The organism is Flavitalea antarctica (assembly GCF_054461535.1).
On sequence record NZ_JBTLQG010000008.1, the window covers coordinates 52,011 to 69,346 of the forward strand.

12 protein-coding genes are annotated in these 17,336 nt (G+C 44.0%); 2 read left to right on the forward strand and 10 right to left on the reverse strand.

What is annotated here, in order from left to right; genetic code table 11:
• Positions 1–134 precede the first annotated feature (134 nt).
• Complete coding sequence (locus ACX0G7_RS10280) at positions 135–674, forward strand: hypothetical protein (protein WP_458923374.1); 540 nt, start codon at positions 135–137, stop codon at positions 672–674.
• The gene (locus ACX0G7_RS10285) at positions 667–3,819 is read left to right on the forward strand and encodes a Z1 domain-containing protein (RefSeq protein WP_458923375.1); all 3,153 of its coding nucleotides are present in this window, start codon (positions 667–669) and stop codon (positions 3,817–3,819) included. Before ACX0G7_RS10280 ends, ACX0G7_RS10285 begins: the two co-directional genes overlap by 8 nt.
• Positions 3,820–4,062: 243 nt before the next feature.
• Here the strand turns inward: ACX0G7_RS10285 and ACX0G7_RS10290 are convergent, their stop codons facing one another.
• The 10 genes from ACX0G7_RS10290 to ACX0G7_RS10335 all read right to left on the reverse strand — a co-directional run bounded on the left by ACX0G7_RS10290 (position 4,063) and on the right by ACX0G7_RS10335 (position 17,196).
• On the reverse strand, positions 4,063–4,494 hold the full coding sequence (locus ACX0G7_RS10290) for a hypothetical protein (protein WP_458923376.1): 432 nt from the start codon (positions 4,492–4,494) through the stop codon (positions 4,063–4,065).
• A 187-nt stretch (positions 4,495–4,681) separates the two neighbouring features.
• Positions 4,682–4,972 (reverse strand): hypothetical protein, encoded by a 291-nt coding sequence (locus ACX0G7_RS10295; protein ID WP_458923377.1) that lies wholly within the window; start codon positions 4,970–4,972, stop codon positions 4,682–4,684.
• A 244-nt stretch (positions 4,973–5,216) separates the two neighbouring features.
• Positions 5,217–6,227: a 2-hydroxyacid dehydrogenase gene (locus tag ACX0G7_RS10300; RefSeq protein ID WP_458923378.1), complete on the reverse strand. Its 1,011-nt coding sequence runs from the start codon at positions 6,225–6,227 to the stop codon at positions 5,217–5,219.
• 162 nt (positions 6,228–6,389) lie between these two features.
• Positions 6,390–7,529: a metallophosphoesterase family protein gene (locus ACX0G7_RS10305; RefSeq protein WP_458923379.1), complete on the reverse strand. Its 1,140-nt coding sequence runs from the start codon at positions 7,527–7,529 to the stop codon at positions 6,390–6,392.
• Between the two features lie 122 nt (positions 7,530–7,651).
• Entirely contained in the window at positions 7,652–8,620 is a 969-nt protein-coding gene (locus ACX0G7_RS10310; protein WP_458923380.1) for an endonuclease/exonuclease/phosphatase family protein, read from the reverse strand.
• A 54-nt stretch (positions 8,621–8,674) separates the two neighbouring features.
• Positions 8,675–10,072 (reverse strand): FAD-dependent oxidoreductase, encoded by a 1,398-nt coding sequence (locus ACX0G7_RS10315; RefSeq protein WP_458923381.1) that lies wholly within the window; start codon positions 10,070–10,072, stop codon positions 8,675–8,677.
• Between the two features lie 42 nt (positions 10,073–10,114).
• The gene (locus tag ACX0G7_RS10320; RefSeq protein ID WP_458923382.1) at positions 10,115–10,282 is read right to left on the reverse strand and encodes a hypothetical protein; all 168 of its coding nucleotides are present in this window, start codon (positions 10,280–10,282) and stop codon (positions 10,115–10,117) included.
• A 180-nt stretch (positions 10,283–10,462) separates the two neighbouring features.
• Positions 10,463–12,049 (reverse strand): MFS transporter, encoded by a 1,587-nt coding sequence (locus tag ACX0G7_RS10325; RefSeq protein ID WP_458923383.1) that lies wholly within the window; start codon positions 12,047–12,049, stop codon positions 10,463–10,465.
• Positions 12,050–12,331: 282 nt separating this feature from the next.
• On the reverse strand, positions 12,332–14,095 hold the full coding sequence (locus ACX0G7_RS10330) for a RagB/SusD family nutrient uptake outer membrane protein (protein ID WP_458923384.1): 1,764 nt from the start codon (positions 14,093–14,095) through the stop codon (positions 12,332–12,334).
• A gap of 5 nt (positions 14,096–14,100) precedes the next feature.
• A complete protein-coding gene (locus ACX0G7_RS10335; protein WP_458923385.1) occupies positions 14,101–17,196 on the reverse strand; it encodes a SusC/RagA family TonB-linked outer membrane protein in 3,096 nt (1,031 codons plus the stop codon).
• Positions 17,197–17,336 lie beyond the last annotated feature (140 nt).

Sequence of the window (17,336 nt, forward strand, 5' to 3'; positions counted from 1 at the left end):
TTAAGATCTTTCGCATTTTTTAGTGTATTGCGGATGTTTGGATAAACTATCGAAACTAATTACTTAGTCAAATAATAATTGCCCAATACTAAACATTTTTCAGAACAAAAAAGTAAACGATACCTGCGCCAAATATGATCAAAATAGATTTACAAGAACTTGAAACAAATCAACATCATTTCATGACCCCGGCAGCAGGTTTGAACTTTGCCCATGCCGCCTCGGTGTGTTTGGAAAGTCAAGGGCACGACTTGACAGTTAATTTAGACGGAGAGGGACATTATATAAAATCATATCCTATCACCCGCTACGTTGTTAACGACCAAATGAAGCGTACATGGAATGACGAACCGTTTACAACTGAGCAAGGGGCTTATGGCATCGCCATTTTGATGGCGTCCATTGAACTTGATGTGAAAGCGATTGAGAAATCGAGAAAAGGATCAGGAATTGACTATTGGCTTGGATCGGAGGATTCGTTTCTGTTTCAAAATAAGGTTCGATTAGAAGTTTCTGGGATACGCAAGGGAACAGATCAAGAACTCAAACAACGGTTTGAAATAAAAATGAGACAGTCCGAGAAGTCCGACGGCACCTTCCTGCCAGCATTTGTAGTTATTGTAGATTTTAACAAACCCAGGGTAAAAACAGGACTAAGAAACGCTTATGAATAAGGAGGAAATACAAAAAGACCATCGTCTTGCATTAGATAATTCAGAATTGGCTTTGATGGCCTTTCGTACTGGAGATACTGAAAAATTTCGTCAGCTATCTCAAGTCGCCCTTACTTATGAAAAGAAGGCTGCCTTAGCTTTGTACAACCAATCAATTGAACCAACTCGATCGGTACTTTTTCGAAGCGCAGCATATATTGCTTTGGACAACGCCGACTTCGTAGAAGCTCAAAAACTATACGAATATGCTTTAGACGGACAAGTTCCGAATGAAATCAAAATCGAACTTGCCGAGTTGAAAAGAGAGATTGACAGGATAAGAACTGAGAATGAAGGTTTGATTCAAAATGCACTTACCTTTTTGAACAATAGGATCAAACCGATAACCAAGGAACAGATAATCGGAGATATTGAGAGAAGTAAAAAGTCTTTCAATGAAAACGATATTAACATTGATTATGTATACTCCTATCTGGAAAAACAGTTGAGTGTAGATTCGGAAAGACATGTAACACTGGAGGAAAATTATGAACCATGGATTTATCATAGAAAGGGATTTGTTGAAAAACGCTTTTGGGATAGGTACACAAAATATTTGTTAAAAGAGCAAAGATTTGCACTTGATACAATTCACAAACTTGATGACATCACCGACGATATATTAGATCATCTTAAGGATCCTTTGTCAGAGGGAGACTGGGACAAGAGAGGCTTAGTTGTAGGACAGGTACAATCAGGAAAGACTAGCAATTATACAGGTTTAATTTGCAAAGCAGCTGATTACGGCTATAAAGTTATTGTAATTCTTGCAGGTACAACTAACGATTTACGTTCGCAAACCCAACTAAGAACTGACGCAGGCTTTCTGGGTTGGGATACTCGTGCAAGTAAACAAATAGGTGTCAGTAGTTATGGTCCAGCTGACATGCCACATTATTTCACAAACAGTGCCATGGATGGCGACTTCAAAACCAGTTCGAGCTATGTGACAGGCACAAATCCCCGCTCTGGGCAGACTGTTGTTGTTATAAAGAAAAACACTACAGTGCTTAAAGAGTTAATAAGCTGGTTTGCGTCACGTGCAGAAACCCTCCAAGACGGACATGTATTAGTCAAACAGATGCCAGTGCTTGTCATTGATGATGAAGCAGACAACGCTTCAATTAATGTATCATCCGAAAGTGCGTCAACCATTAATGGATTAATCAGAGCTTTGCTCTCACTTTTTCAACGTAGTGCGTATGTAGGGTATACTGCCACACCATTTGCTAATGTATTTATACCGGTTCCATTAGGACCAGATTATTCTATTCGTGGATTAGATATTCAAAACCCTAATACTTGGTCAAATCTTACAAATGATTTATTTCCTAAAGACTTTATTATAAATATTCCTCCTCCATCCAATTATATTGGACCAAAAGAAATATTTGGCATTGACCCAAATTTTACGCTAGAATCCCCTCAGGGTCAGGAAGGGCTTCCGCTTCTTAGAGATCTTTTTGATGCAGACTATCTTGAATTTTTCCCGGATAAACACCGGAGATCTGATCCCTTACCCGAAGAATTGCCGGAAAGCTTAAAACAGGCGATCCTATCTTTTATCCTTGTTTGTGCTATCCGCCGCACTCGAGGTCAAATAGAAGTTCACAATTCGATGCTTGTGCATGTCACCCGCTTTGTGCGATGGCAAAATAAAACTGCCACCTTGATTACTAGGTTGGTTAGAAGTTATCAAGAACTTATACAGCAGGAAGACAGTCAACTCATCGCCGAAATAAAAAATTTATATGAAAGGGATTTTATTGGCACAACGGCTAAAATAAATTCCATACCGGCTTATCAAAACTCAGGTTTTACGATTGCGGACTGGAATGAAATTCAATCCCAGTTAAATAAAGCCGCCTCGAAAATTCAAATCCGCGCTATTCATGGAGATTCTAGTCAAGAGGGCCTGGAGTTCGATAACGTTACATCACTAGACTATCACAATTATCGGCAGACCGGACTTACCGTGATCGCAGTGGGAGGGAATAAATTATCCAGAGGACTCACCTTGGAAGGTTTGTCAATAAGCTATTATCTGCGTGCCTCCAAAATGTATGATACGCTTATGCAAATGGGACGTTGGTTTGGGTATCGGCCAGGCTATTTAGATCTTTGTAGATTATATACAAGCGACGAGCTTACGAGATGGTATAAATACATAACTGTTGCATCAGAAGAGTTACGGGCAGAGTTCGCTGATATGAAATTAAAGAGAAAGACTCCTAAAGAATATGGAGTCAAAGTCCGCCAGCATCCAGATGTGTTGAAGATTACAGCCACTAACAAAATGCGAGACAGCCACTTGATGGAACTGTCATTTGCCGATAAATTGCGTGAGACATGGTCCTTTAAACGAGACATTAAGATTTTTGAGTCAAACTACACTCGCACAGCGAGCTTTGTCAATTCACTCGGCCCAGCAAAACCAAAAAATGGCCAAAGCTATGTATGGTATAAACAAGATAATAGCTCGGACGTCACCCGATTCTTAGATGGATACAATGGCGAGAACAATTTGGAAAAGGAAAAGATTATTGAATACATAAAAGAACAAGTAAAAGCCGGCTATCTGTTGAGTTGGACAATAGTACTTATCTCAAATCAGCGGGATATACAACCTCAACTCTTTAAAATTAACAATCAGTTTGTAAGTGTTGGACTAACGATGCGAAGTGATAATAACGAAGGTCAAGGCAACTACTACGAATTACGTAAAAGCCATATAATCGATCCAACACACGAGTTCATAGATTTTGATTTGAATAGCATTGAATACCAAGATGCACTTAGCCGGACGATAGAGGATTGGAGGAACAGTACGAGAAGTAATAAAGGTCTTACAGCCCCAACCATTCCCTCCGGCAAAAATATAAGAGCAAAAAGACCAACAACTCAAGGACTCCTTTTGATCTATCCTCTCGTTCCAACACCTAAAGGATGGGAAAATTCTGGCATAGAAAATCCCATCATTGGTTACGCGATTAGTTTTCCCAAAAATGAAACCGAAAAGATTATCTCCTACAGGGTCAATCAAGTATTTATGGATGAATTTAATTACGAGGATGATCCAGAGTTGGAAGAGCTTACTGCCCAATGAGCCTTGGGTTTAAGCTCAAAAGGCACATTTTGAATCCATCCTATAACTCTAACAAGTACCCCGGTAATATAACTGCTGCCTGTGTTTAGGGACGTCTGGTCCATATTTAATGCGGACTAGAGGTACCTTAGCCATGAACGCATTCTAATCTCGGATAATTTTGACCATATTTTCAATCAGTAAGTTCTTGATAAAACCGGAGATACATCATTCAAGGCTAGTCTCGGATTCATTTATAGAAACTCATGTTATATCGATTAGGTCATTTGCCACCAATTGCTTGTGTACCGCCGTGAGTTCTGCGTTGATCTGGGCAATATATTCTTTGCACAAGTGAAAATATAAATCTCCAGTTGTGTCGTCCAACCTAAAATTGAAGTGTTTACTCTTCAACGCTATTAGCAGATTATTAAAAACAGTCTTAACATTGTTTGGATTATCTTCGGTTAGTCTTATCTCATATAGTTTGCCACTATAAATTTCTTCCGTCAGCATAAGAGCATTCCCAAGTGTCGGTGATTTCTTTGCTGCAACCCGGTTCCGGAGTATAGTCCTGAATGCATCTTCGTTACCCGAAAGGGTTGCCAGCTCATCTATGAACTCCTTGCTTAATGGAATATCACTGAACGCATACCATAATGAAGTTTTATTGAAGTACGAATCGGGTGCGCCCATCACTGAACCTGGCTCGCTTGGCGTGCCTGGCGGGGATAAGTAAGATGCTTTTCACGATGAAAAAGCTTTGCAAGAATGTCGCCGCCGGGGAGAATCACAATCATGTTAGTAAGAAATTTTTAAGATCAGCTGCCACAATCAGTTCGGTATCCAGAAAGGAAGTGTTCTTAAACTGTAGAAATCTTATCTAATCAAGATGCTCCTGCATCGGGTAGGCAAGCCCGTTCATTGAAACTGCCAGTCGGAAATTCTGAAAAGCACTATATAACTGTTCATAAATAAGGCAGGCAGCGGCGCGTATACCCGCCACCGTGAGGGTAGTAATTGCTCCAAGCAGCGCATCAATAAGTGCAGCCGCGGCAACCGCAGCGGCCGCAACCGGGGCGGCAAGGGCCAACAAAATATCGAGGAAACTAAAACTGCCGGCTTTATCAATCGAATCTTCCAACCAGTCCTCGATATCGCCCAAGTTATCCATGGCAGTATGCTAAACGTCCTCTAACTCAGGCGATAATCAATATGCCACCGGTTTAGGAATGGTACCTGTATCTGCAGAACTCCTGAACCATTTGTAATATCGCCGGTAAGCATTGTTTAGCTCGGTGGTGACAAAGCGGATTAAACAGTTATTTGTCTGAAATGTTTCATCACCTCCCTACCCAACCCCATACATTGCTTAAGGTGTTTGTAAGGTTTGCCTTTCAGTAGTTTGATACAACTTTCTATCCCTGACTATAGGTTGATAATATCTCCTTGTTGGCAAGTCTGCCACCATCGTGATTACCATGTACAAACCAGGTAATGAGTGCTTCATTTAGAATCCGGACATGATGATCTTCTACTTCGTGGGTGGCTCCGGCGATATGCGGCGTGGGTAAAACATTTTCCAGATCGATGATGCGGTAATCCAGCTCATCCGGTGGTTCATTATCGAAAACGTCAAGGATGGCGCCCCTGATCTTGTTCTCGGAGAGCGTCGTGTAAAGGTCCTGCCGGTTTACAACTATGGCGCGGGCGGTGTTTACGAATATGGAGTCCGGTTTCATCAGGTCAAAATATTTCCGGTCGATCATGCCTTTTGTTTCCGGCGCCACGGGAAGATGAATTGAGACGATATCGCAGGATGAAAAAAGTTCTTCGAGAGTTAATTGCTGGTAAGATGGAAAAGCTGAAGCATCAACGTAAGGATCGTAGTACGCAATATCGCAGGGATAATTTTCGACCAGTTTTGCGATCAGCTGACCAATTGCCCCGAAGCCGACCAGGCCGATTTTTTTACCTGCCAGCTCATTGCCTTTGAATTCAAGGTAAGAGGTATGTGCCCCTTCGTCCCATTTACGGGACCGCAGCCAGTTGATAGCGGGCAGGGTACGTCGAAGAAAAGTAATCACGTTGGCGATAAAGATCTCAGCCACGGCCTGCGCATTACGGGCCGGGGTGTAGAAGACCGGGATGCCATGTGCAGTCGCGGTTTCCAGTGCGACATTGGATGGGGTGCCACGGCAAACACCGATAAATTGCAGGTGTGCATTGGCGTTAATTACTTTCGCCGTGACATGGTCATGTTCAGTGATCAGCGCCTCCGCTTCCGTTTCATATAAGAGGGCAGTCAATTCATCTTCATTGTAGGCACGGCCCAGCTGTTTCCAGGGGCGATAGATTACCTCTCCCAGGTCCTGCTTCAGATCAAACAAGCCTTTTTCATGATAAGGGGCAGTTACTAATATTCTCATAGATCTCTTTGTTAGTTAGCAAAACACTCTTTTAGTTGTAGGGTCACAGTCCCATCTTTACCAGCGTAGATGATTTATTTATATAAGTTTAGCAGGGTTTTTTTAATGTATATTATCATCAATATTTTTTCACTAGCCGGTAATATTATCCCGTTCAAGTTCTTAGTCAAACGTCAAGGTGTATTCGTTTCTCGCATCTTTTTTCCAGGCATGTTGTTGTGTTGTGGGTGAAATCCCGAACAAGGGTGAAAAGGTTCTCACCTTTACGGTTTTGCTATCCGGAAAAAATTCGAGGATGCGCAGCCACCCGTCGCCACCGTTGCCATAGCGATGACCACCACCCATTTCCTGCGAATCAAACAAAACCTGGTGAACGGATTTACCTGTTTTGTTTTTATCCTTCCGGTAACCTTCACCCGCGATATGTCCTGCCAATACCAGGTGGATATTGGAAGCGGGCTGAACCAGTTTCTCCCAGATCTGTTTACCGTTGTTCGCGTTCGGCAATTTTATCCTGGGTGATTTTTGGATCATGTTGTCGACATTATATGGCTCCCAGTACAGCCAGGTTACCTCGCCGGTAGTGTGTGCATCATTTTTACCCAGGTAGTTATGGGTCGATAAGATGACCCGGTGATTTTTGTACTGGTCCATTGCTGTTACTTTCTTTGCCCAGGTGAGGACAGTATCCCTCGGACCATATTCTACAGTGATAAACAGGTAATCCTTTCCATTCAATCCCCTGATTTCATAGGCGGAGTTTTCCAATGTTGGTTTACCCTGCTCGTTACGGGTATTTTGAACCAGGATTTTCTGATTGAGATGATTTCGTTCGGTAAAAAAATATTCACTGTAATGCGAGGTGCGGTTTCCTTCCCGGTCGATACTATAATCATGATTACCTGTTGCCGCTACATATGGCACCTTGCCATCGAGTTTAGCAAAAGCCTTCGAAACAGTCTGCCATTGGCTTTGCGTTGTCTGGTCGCCGTCATAATCATTGGTGATCTTTTCATCATTCTCTACCAGGTCACCCACGCCCATCACCATTTTGATATTCAGTGTGTCGATGTTGTCGACGATCCAGGCCATCATCAGGTCCATGATGGGTTGATTCCTGGCCCATTTTGCATAGTTCTGCAGATCAGGCACCATGATCAGGGTCCACGATTTTTGATTTTCAAGGGCCGGCTTCTGATATGGCTGCTGGGCACAAACAGTGGTTCCAATAGCCAGGAAAAAGATCAAGGCAAGGCAACTTCGACGGCTGTTTGAAAATCGGCTGATTAAATATTTTCGCATTAATTCTATTATTCGATTAAAGATTTTTGTTCCATCAATTATTTTATCGGGTAAATCAAAATTTTATCGTGTAAAATTCGCTTCCGAAACTGTTTTTATTTGACGTCATTAAGCGTTTACGTCTATTCAAGCACAAAATCAGTTTGCATAAAGAAATGATCACTCGGATATTTTCCGTTGACCTGGTCCTTAATGATGGCAGATGATGTAGGTTTCACTTTACCCCGATACCAGATATAATCGATCCGTCCTTTTGATGGACCTTTCTCATATTTCGCACCTTCGAACTCATGTCCGGTAAAGCCGGCTTCTTTTTCGCCATGAATTGTTTCGTAAGATTCTTTCCATCCGCCGGTGCGCACAGATGTGAGCACATTGGAATCAAACCTCGTATTAAAGTCGCCGGTCAATACCTGGTTGAATGTTGGTTGATATTGCGCGCTTTCTTCAACGACCATTTTTGCCTGTTCAACCTTCGCTTCGGCAGAGATATGATCCAGGTGCAGGTTCACGATCCGTAGTTCCTTACCTGTTTTCTTTTCCCGGAGCCGAACCCAGTTTGCATGCCTGGCGCGGGCTGTTTCCCACGACTTACTCCCTGCCACCAGTGGCGTTTGCGAAAGCCAGTAAGTACCGGCCGTCATCAGTTCATAACGATCTTTGGAAAAAAGGATAGGATTTTTGGCGATGCCATAATACCCGGTTGGATGCGGATCCATCTCGGGACCATCAAATCCAAACAACTGGTAGGATGAAAAATGTTTTCTGAAATCATCCGCCTGGACCTTTAATACTTCCTGCAGGGAAATGATATCAGGCTTTTTGTCTTTGATCACTTTGAGACAGATATCTCTGCGTGATGACCATCCAAGACCTTTTGCTTCATCTTCATCCAGGGCAACACGGATATTACAGCAAAGGATCCGGTGTGAAGCATCTTTTGATGATTGATCATTTTCAACGGCTATAGTGTCCTTAACTGACTGAGCGTCTTCAGATGATCGGCCAGCTTCCATTCCCATTGCCGGCATCACCGGCAGCAATGCAACTGCGCCGATTCCCTTTAAAAATCTTCTCCTGCCTGATGACATGTTCTTTTTTTTTAAATTTCGTTTTCAATGATAACCGGAGCTTCGCAAAATCTATTATACCAGCTCATTTACCGGGATCCGCAGGTAAGCACCCCGCTCAACCAATTCCTGCTGCAGTTGTTTCACATCAAGATCCGCCGGCTGAATCCCTTGCCTGACGGCCATCTTAGCCGCACGGCCAGCAGCTTCACCCATCGCCATACATGGCGCCATCACACGGATCGCAGACATAGCTTCATGCGTTGTTGAGATACATCTGCCGGCAACAATCAGGTTTTTTATCTTCTGCGGAATCAATGAACGATATGGAATATCATAACAGTCCCCGCACCATTCCAGCGTGCAACCCCCGCCCTGCGGATGATGTATATCCAGCGGATAACTCGCTACCGCAATGGCATCATCAAAATGCCGGCAGGTCATGATATCCTCGCGGGTCATGGTATAATGTCCCTGTATGCGTCTTGTTTCCCGGATACCGAGGAAGGGCGCCGTTTTCAGAAAGTAAGCATTTTCAAAACCCGGTACATACCCGATGAGGTATTTTTGTATATCGATGATCTGGTTACGTCCGTCTATTTCGCCGTGGGTCAGGCTGGCAGGATCGGTTCCGTTTACACCATTCACCCTTGTCATGTTCACCCACACTTCTCCTTTGCGTAATCCGGTGATCAGGATAGTACGTTCTGTTCTCAGCGTCAGTCCATCGTCCTGTGCTTTCTTGATCTGGTTCCTCATCCCCACCAATACGAACTGGTTGTTCTGTCCAAAATATTCTGATGGTATAAAATCAGTCAGGTAAGTTCTTGGCTCTTCTGCTACACTGGTGCGGAGTTTCTCGGTATCAACACCACCCAGGCAGAACATCAGTGTCGGCGGTTGAACGCCGCCATTTTCATTGCCGTATTCGCATGGCACGCCCGCACGAAATGCCACATCCGCATCACCACTGCAATCGATAATTGTTTTGGCAAGGATCACCTGTCGGCCCGCTTTACTTTCGATGATCACACCTTTCAATTCATCACCCTCCATAACAACGCCCGCAAAAAATGTGTAAAACAACAGGTCGACTTTGCTTTCAACAAGCATTTCAAGCGCAACAGTCTTTACCGCTTCAGGCTCAACCAGCGTGAGGCTCATGTGTAAAGGACATGGGCGATGTTCGCTAGAGGCCTGCACCGCCTTTAAACGATCGATCAGTTTCTGAGGCAGACCTTTGATGATCTGGTTGCCTTTCTGGCCGAGGAATCCAAGTATCGGGAGACCGATGGTCATATTGCCACCAACAAAACTGCGGCTTTCGATCAAGGTTACATTAAGCCCGTCTTCAACCGCGGCAAGTGCAGCCATGAGGCCCGAAGGTCCGCCACCAACTACAAGTACATCTGTTTCTTTCATCACCGGGATATCTCTGCCGGGTTCAAAAACTGTTTTCGTGCTATTTTTCATTTGAGGTAGATTTTCTTGTTCTTGTTTCAGGTTATACTGACTTTACTTTGTTGATTTTTTTTTACCGACTAAATCGCTTTCCTTTCTTCGCTCCTCGTTATAGACTATATCAACGTTACTTTCACGGTCCTCGTTATAGACTATATCGATTGATTTTTTGGATTCTGAGTTGAATGTCATATTGGTTTTTTCTTTTTTGTTTTGCTCCAAGCTATACCAATTTTACTTTTTGATTCATCGATGAATGTTATTGGTTTATTTAGTTTTTGCTTCAGGCTATTTCAATGTTACTTTTCGATTTTTCGCTGAGTGTTATTGGCTTATTTAATTTTTGCTTCAGGCTAAACTACTTTTACCCTTTTGCATTTTTCGTTGTATGTTATATTGGTTTTATTTTTTTTGTTTTGCTTCATTGTATGCCAATTTTACCTTTTCCTTCTTCACCATTGTCTTTAAGATTAGTGCTGCCAGTGGATGCAAAAGGGCCATTACTATAAAGATTTTTTCAGCTCCCAGCGTTCCTATAAACTGTCCAACAAAATAATTAAATCCCACAGCGCCCAGGGCACCAAACCCGGCTGCAATGCCTAGTACACTTGCTACATTCTCCACCGGAAATGTCTCTGCCACCACAACGCTGATCGTGAACAACCAGCTCAGGCAGGCGATCGCAACAATACTAAAAACCGCCAGGGTCAAACCCGCATTGCCGAGGTATGGAGTTATTATACATAAGGGACTTATAAAAGCAACAGTAGTCAGCATTTTCTTTCTTGCTTTCAGTGGTTCATATCCTTTTCTCACCAGTTTATCTGACCAGGCAGAAGTTCCAATCGCACCGAGATCAGCAAAAAGGAACGGGATCCATCCGAACATGCCAACTTGTGCAAGACTGAGGCCTGATTTTTCCTGCAGGTATCCCGGCAACCAGAATAAACAAAAGTACCAGACAGGGTCGCTGACAAAACGTATCAGTATAATGCCCCAAAGACTGCGAGTGCCCCAAAGTTGTTGCCATTTAAATGGCATTGCGGGTGGGACTGACCCATTTGATCCTGCCGACATTGTAGAGCCGGTTTCATTAGGCGGATCAATTGATACCGTTGATGCATCTATATTCGTGGATGCAGTTGAGCCCGCAGATGGTGGGGCAATTATTGATGCATATGCTTTTGATGATTGTTTTTCATTCAGTCCTTCATATCTATTCGCCGATGCAGTTTCGTTCAGTACTTCAGATATATTCGCCGATGTTTCGCTTGTTAATGCAGATACGTTTGTTGAAGCAGCTTCATCAAGTGGTGCAGATGCTATGATAGACTCTGTTACTATTTTTGACCCTATTGCCATCTTTGTTGGTGTACGCTCCGTCGCTTCCTGAAATATTTCAGCAGGCGGATCTTTATACACCAGCTTCCACAAAACAGCGATCAGCATTCCGGCGGCTCCCATAACAATAAAAGCAGTCTGCCAGTTATATGTTAGCGCCAGCCAGGCAATTGCAGGTGGCGCGATGATCGCACCAATTGAACTGCCCGCCACACAAAGGCTGTTCGCGGTAGCACGAAGTTTACCCGGGAACCACACTGCTATCACCTTTAACTGTGCCGGGAAATTGGTTGGCTCCGCAGCGCCCAGTAAAGCACGGAAAAATCCAAACTGGCCAACCGTTCTCGACAAGCCACCACCTATACAGGCGAGCGACCAAGTGATGATACCCCAGAACATCACCAGTCGCGCGCCATACCTGTCGACCAGCCAACCGGTAACGGGATACATCACCGCATAGCAAATCGTAAACAGGTTCAGGATTACCGCATAGCCGCTGTCGTCCAGGCCAAAGTCGGCTTTTAATACCGGCTTCAGCACAGAAACAATCTGCCTGTCTATGTAGTTAAATACAATAGCAAGGAAGATGATGGCAACAATCAGCCAGCGTCTTGTTCCAGGTCGGCGCAATCTGTTAATAAATTCCATTCTCTCTTTTCATGAACGCAACAAACTTCTTATCAATAGTTAACTAGTATGAATGCATTAAACATCTTATCAAAAGTTTCAACTAGCATGAACGCTTCAAACTTCTTATCAAAACACTACAATTTAGTGTTAGCGCATCAAACTTCTTTTCAATCGTTTCAAATCAGTATTAACGCATAAAACGTCTTTTCAATCGTTTCAAACCCGTATTAACATTAAACCAGATCATTAATGCACAATTCAGATTCCTCAGCCCCGTTGAAATGAATAAGCTTATAACCATCAATAACCAGGATTCTGTGTTAGCTTGTTATTCGCATCCATTTCAGACTTTGGCACTGGCCATCTTTCATCCTTATTTTCCTTGTACATCACTTCCTGCGTTGTAAAATATTTTACGGCTTCGGGACGATTATATATCGGTGTATAGCTTTCATCAAAACCAGTTAACACCTGTTTGGTATATGCCTTTGCATCGCGGTTCAGGTACAGAAACCCATTCATCACTTTGTTCGCTATTCCCCAGCGACGCAGATCATACCAGCGAAGACCATCGTTGGCGAGTTCCACCTTGCGTTCATAGCGTAATGCTGTTCTTAGCTGTGCCTGTGTTAAACCGGTTGGCAGATCCGGCATCAGCGCACGACGGCGAATTCGGTTGATGGCGGTATAAACAGTATTATCAATTTCATTTGCTTCAATCTTTGCTTCTGCATAAAGCAACAACAGTTCGGCATAACGGAAAATTCCCACCTCCAGATCAGAAACGCCGCTAACAGATGTTGAATTGAAATCAGCAATATCAACCACCTTCCTCCAAAGATAACCACTGAATGATCTGAATGCATTTGATGCATCGGCATTAGCTACATTGCTTGGCGCAGCTGCACCGCCAGTCAACACCGGCCAGTAGTTTTTGACCGTTGTAAAACTGGTAGCTGGCTCAAACTGATAACCCATATATCTTGCATGCGGACGCACACAATACATATCCAGTCTTGGATCACGGTTCTCAAACGGTTTTGTTGCATCATACAAGGGAGACTCGGTAATCGGCAAACCATCCTTTGCCTGGAAGGTATTGATCAGATCCTGCGTCGGCCCCCAATAACAAACACCTTTGCCCAAACGGGAAGCAGAGAAGTATTGTTGATTATGCGTGTTGCCCGGGATTGTAAGGTTATACTCAGCCACCCATATCCATTCCTTGCTTGTTTTAAAACCAGCATGACCAAATATGTTGGATATGTCCGGCTCACCTGCTGTATGATCTTTACCAACAAGATTAACCGAGCTGTTAAAAGGGGTAAGATCATGATTGGCTCCTGCAATTGTCAACGCTGTATTGGCAGACTGTGCCGCAAGCTGGTATTGTTTTGAATAAAGGGCAACTCTTGCTTTAAGCATATAGGCTGCCACCCTTGAACCACGCACATGACCAAACTGAGCCTGTGATACCGGCAGTTTGTCTGCAATTGCAGTCAGCTCATCGATGATAAATTTTTCGATCTCTGCTTTGGAAGTTCTTGGCACATTTGCATTTTCCAGGTTGACCTGCGCTTTCAATAATGGCACATCACCATACAATTCGATCAGCTGTGAGTAACAATAAGCACGGATAAATCGCAGCTCGGCATCCAGTTGATCATACGCAGCCTGGGCCATTTCAGGTTTGATCTTTTCAAGGTTATCCAACACCGTATGACAACGCGCAATACTTTGATAATGGATCTGCCATGGTTTTGTAGCCAGTGCATTGTCGGTGGTGACGGCACTTGTAATGGCGGATGTATAGTTAGTACCCGGGCGAGCAAACCCGATATCGGTGATATTATCCATCACGTGCCAGATTGGTGTGCTCGCTGCATCCAGCTTGGTCAGTGATTGATAAGCTCCATACAATCCCATTTCCGCTTCTTTAGCCGAGGCCGGGAAAGTACCTGTGGTGGGACCATTCAACGAAGAGCGGTCAATTTCGCATGAAGAGATTGCCAGGACGGATCCAAGGGCAATTGATGCAAGTATATTTTTATTAAACGATTTCATGTCAATTAGAATTTAATGTCGATACCAAATGTGAATACCCTGACCTGTGGATAGAAGTTACCTGCGCCGAGTGTAACGCCATCAGATGCACCGATGTCGTAACCAATCTCCGGATCATATCCCTGGAAGAAATTGGTTTTGGTAAACACGTTTTGTCCATTCACATAGATAAATGCACCCTGCATACCGGCTCTTTTCAACCAGGCTTTTGGAATATCATAACCCAGCTGAACATTTTTAACACGGAAATAAGCAGCGCTTTTCATCCACAGTGATGAGTTCTGTGTATTGTTTGTAGAAGTCACGGAAACGCGTGGCAGGGCTGCCTCGCGGTTGTCAACGCTCCAGTAATCAAGCTGCCAGGGCTTGATCGCACTTGAATTTGCAAGCGGTATCACGTAATGCGCATTCAGGTAACCATCTGCCTGTCCCACTCCCTGTACGAGTGCACTCAGGCGGATACCTTTCCATCCAAGATCAAGATTAACACCATAGCTATAACGCGGAATGGTGGATCCGATGATCACTTTGTCAGCATCTGTTATCTTACCATCAGGTATCGATTTGCCATTGGCATCAACGCCGCCACCATAATCGACATATTTTACATCACCCGGTTTGAGTGCTCCGATCTGGACAGGACCTGCATTAATTTCGGCCTGCGTCTGGTATAGACCATTGGCACGATATCCATAGATTGAATTAATAGAATAACCCTCCTGCTGGCGAAGCAGATCGCCCGAACTCTGGCCTTTCATATCGATGATGGTGTTTTTCACATCGGAGAGATTGCCCCCGATACCGAAACGGAAATCACCGAAATTGTCATCATAGCGTGCTGAAACTTCCCATCCTTTGTTCTCTACCACAGCCGCATTCTGGTATGGTGAAGCAAGACCGGTAAGCTGTGATGTATTTAATTTCAACAGGATACCATCAGTAACTTTATCATAATAATCGAATGTAAACGAGAACTTACCAAACAGGTTTCCATCAACCCCAATACCCTTCATCTCTGTTTCTTCCCAACGGAGATCGGGGTTGGAAAGCGTAGTCTGCGTGATCATCTGGTAAACATTACCTCCCATGGATGCACTGCCGATCGATAATGATTCAGCAAATGGATAGTAGGATGTACCGATATTCTGGTTACCAAGTTTACCCCATGAAGCTCTTACCTTCAGCTGCCTGACGACGGGGTTAAATCTTTCCATGAATTTTTCTTTGGAGATCACCCATCCGGCAGAGAAGGAAGGAAATGTTGCCCACTGGTTATCGTTGATAAACCGTGAGGAACCATCATATCGCAGGTTGGCTTCGAACAGGTATTTGCCTTTATAATCGTAGTTGAACCTGCCGAAAGTGGAGACGAGTACCCATTGAAATTGCTGACCGTTGTTATCTTTTGTAGCATTATCAGCACCGGCAGCAAGTTGCTCGTAGGTGTTGTATACAAAATCCCTCCTGTAACCGGAGAGTAATTTCTCATCATAGGTTTCCCTTGATGCGCCTCCCATCAGGCTAAGATTATGCCCGTTGAAATTTTTCTGTGCGGTTGCCTGGAAAGTGTAGGTGCCATAGAAGTAACGGGTTGAAGATTCTGTAAGATCGGTGAAAGTGTTACCGGCACCGGCCTCAGAGCCATCTTCATAATAAGTCATTACGCTTTTACGGAATGCATGAATATTGCGGGTAAGATATCTTGGAGCTACGAGACCAGTCATGGTTAACCAGTCAACGGGTTTGAGTGTCATACTCAGATTACCCCAGAATTCAAGATTGTTGGTTTTGCGGTTGCCACCATCTTCAATATAACCAACGGGATTGATCTTAACCCAACCATCGGACCATTTACCGTTGTTGCGGATAGGGATGTTTGTTGGCATCCTACCCAAATAGTTCCAGATAGTAGGTTCATCCGCGATCTGTGTGCGGTCTTTGTTGGTTACCGCAACATCAAACTTGATACTGAATTTATCGCTTGGGGTAATGTCGAGGTTATTCCGGAAAACATATCTTTTGAAGTTGGTATTCTTAATAAGCCCCTGTTGTTCCACATAACCGAGTGATGGAGTAACCCTGATAATACCACTGTTGGCCGACACCGAAACAAAATGGCTTTGTGTAAAACCGGAGCCCTGGAAGATCGCATCCTGCCAGTCGTAGTTGGAAGGATCAGCATTGTATTTCTGGCGGAACTTCTCGATATCCTGGTCGCTGTAGACCTTAATACCATTATCGTTCATGCTCGCGTCATTGAAGACCTTCATATAGGTAAGTCCGTCAGTAACTTCGGGAATCGCGGTTGGTGATTGTTTACCAACATAACCCCGATAGTTAACCGATAATTTATCCTTTGCTCTTTTTGTGGTAATCAATATTACCCCATTGGCTGCTCTTGATCCATAGATAGCGGCAGAAGCTGCGTCTTTCAGCACCGACATTGATTCGATCAGGTTTACATCTATATCATCGATGTTACCCGCAACACCGTCAATTATAACAAGCGGGTTGCTGCTTGAACCACCGAATGAATTGATACCCCTGATCCGGATCTGTGAAGCATCACCACCGGGAGCGCCGGTTTGCGAAGTAACGGTTACGCCCGGAGCCAGACCCTGTAAGGCAGTTGAAGCCGATACATTAGGACGGTGTTCGATCATACTACTGCTGATGGTTGATACGGAGCCGGTGAGGTTTCCTTTTTTCTGTGTGCCATAACCCACAACCACCACTTCATTTAAACCGGCCGCATCCTGTTTTAATGTAACGTCGATGGTTGTGCGCCCCCCGAGGCTGATTTCCTGCTCTGCGTAACCCACCATGGAAAACACCAGTTCATCCGTGCCTTTCGGAACAGTGAAGCTGTAAGTGCCATCTGCGTTGGAGGTGGTACCCGCGTTGGCGATCTTCAGCCTGATACTTGCGCCTTCGAGTGGTTGATTTTTTTCGCCGGTGATTTTACCAGTGATGGTTTGGGATTGAGCAAAGGCGGAGGCGGTAACGAGGAGGGCGCAGAGGAGGCTGATCAGCCATTTACCCTTCGTTTTAAGGTCTTCGCCTTGACTTTGCATTGGGGCAAAGCAGGGGATCTTCTTCATAACAGCATAGTTTTTTAAATACTTACTAAATTTCCTGACGCATCAATGCCTTTCATTTTGTTTCAATTTGTTTACCCGGGCTTGATGTTTTGCAAAATACCGTTACCTATTTAAACAGAACGTTACCCTGATTTGAACAA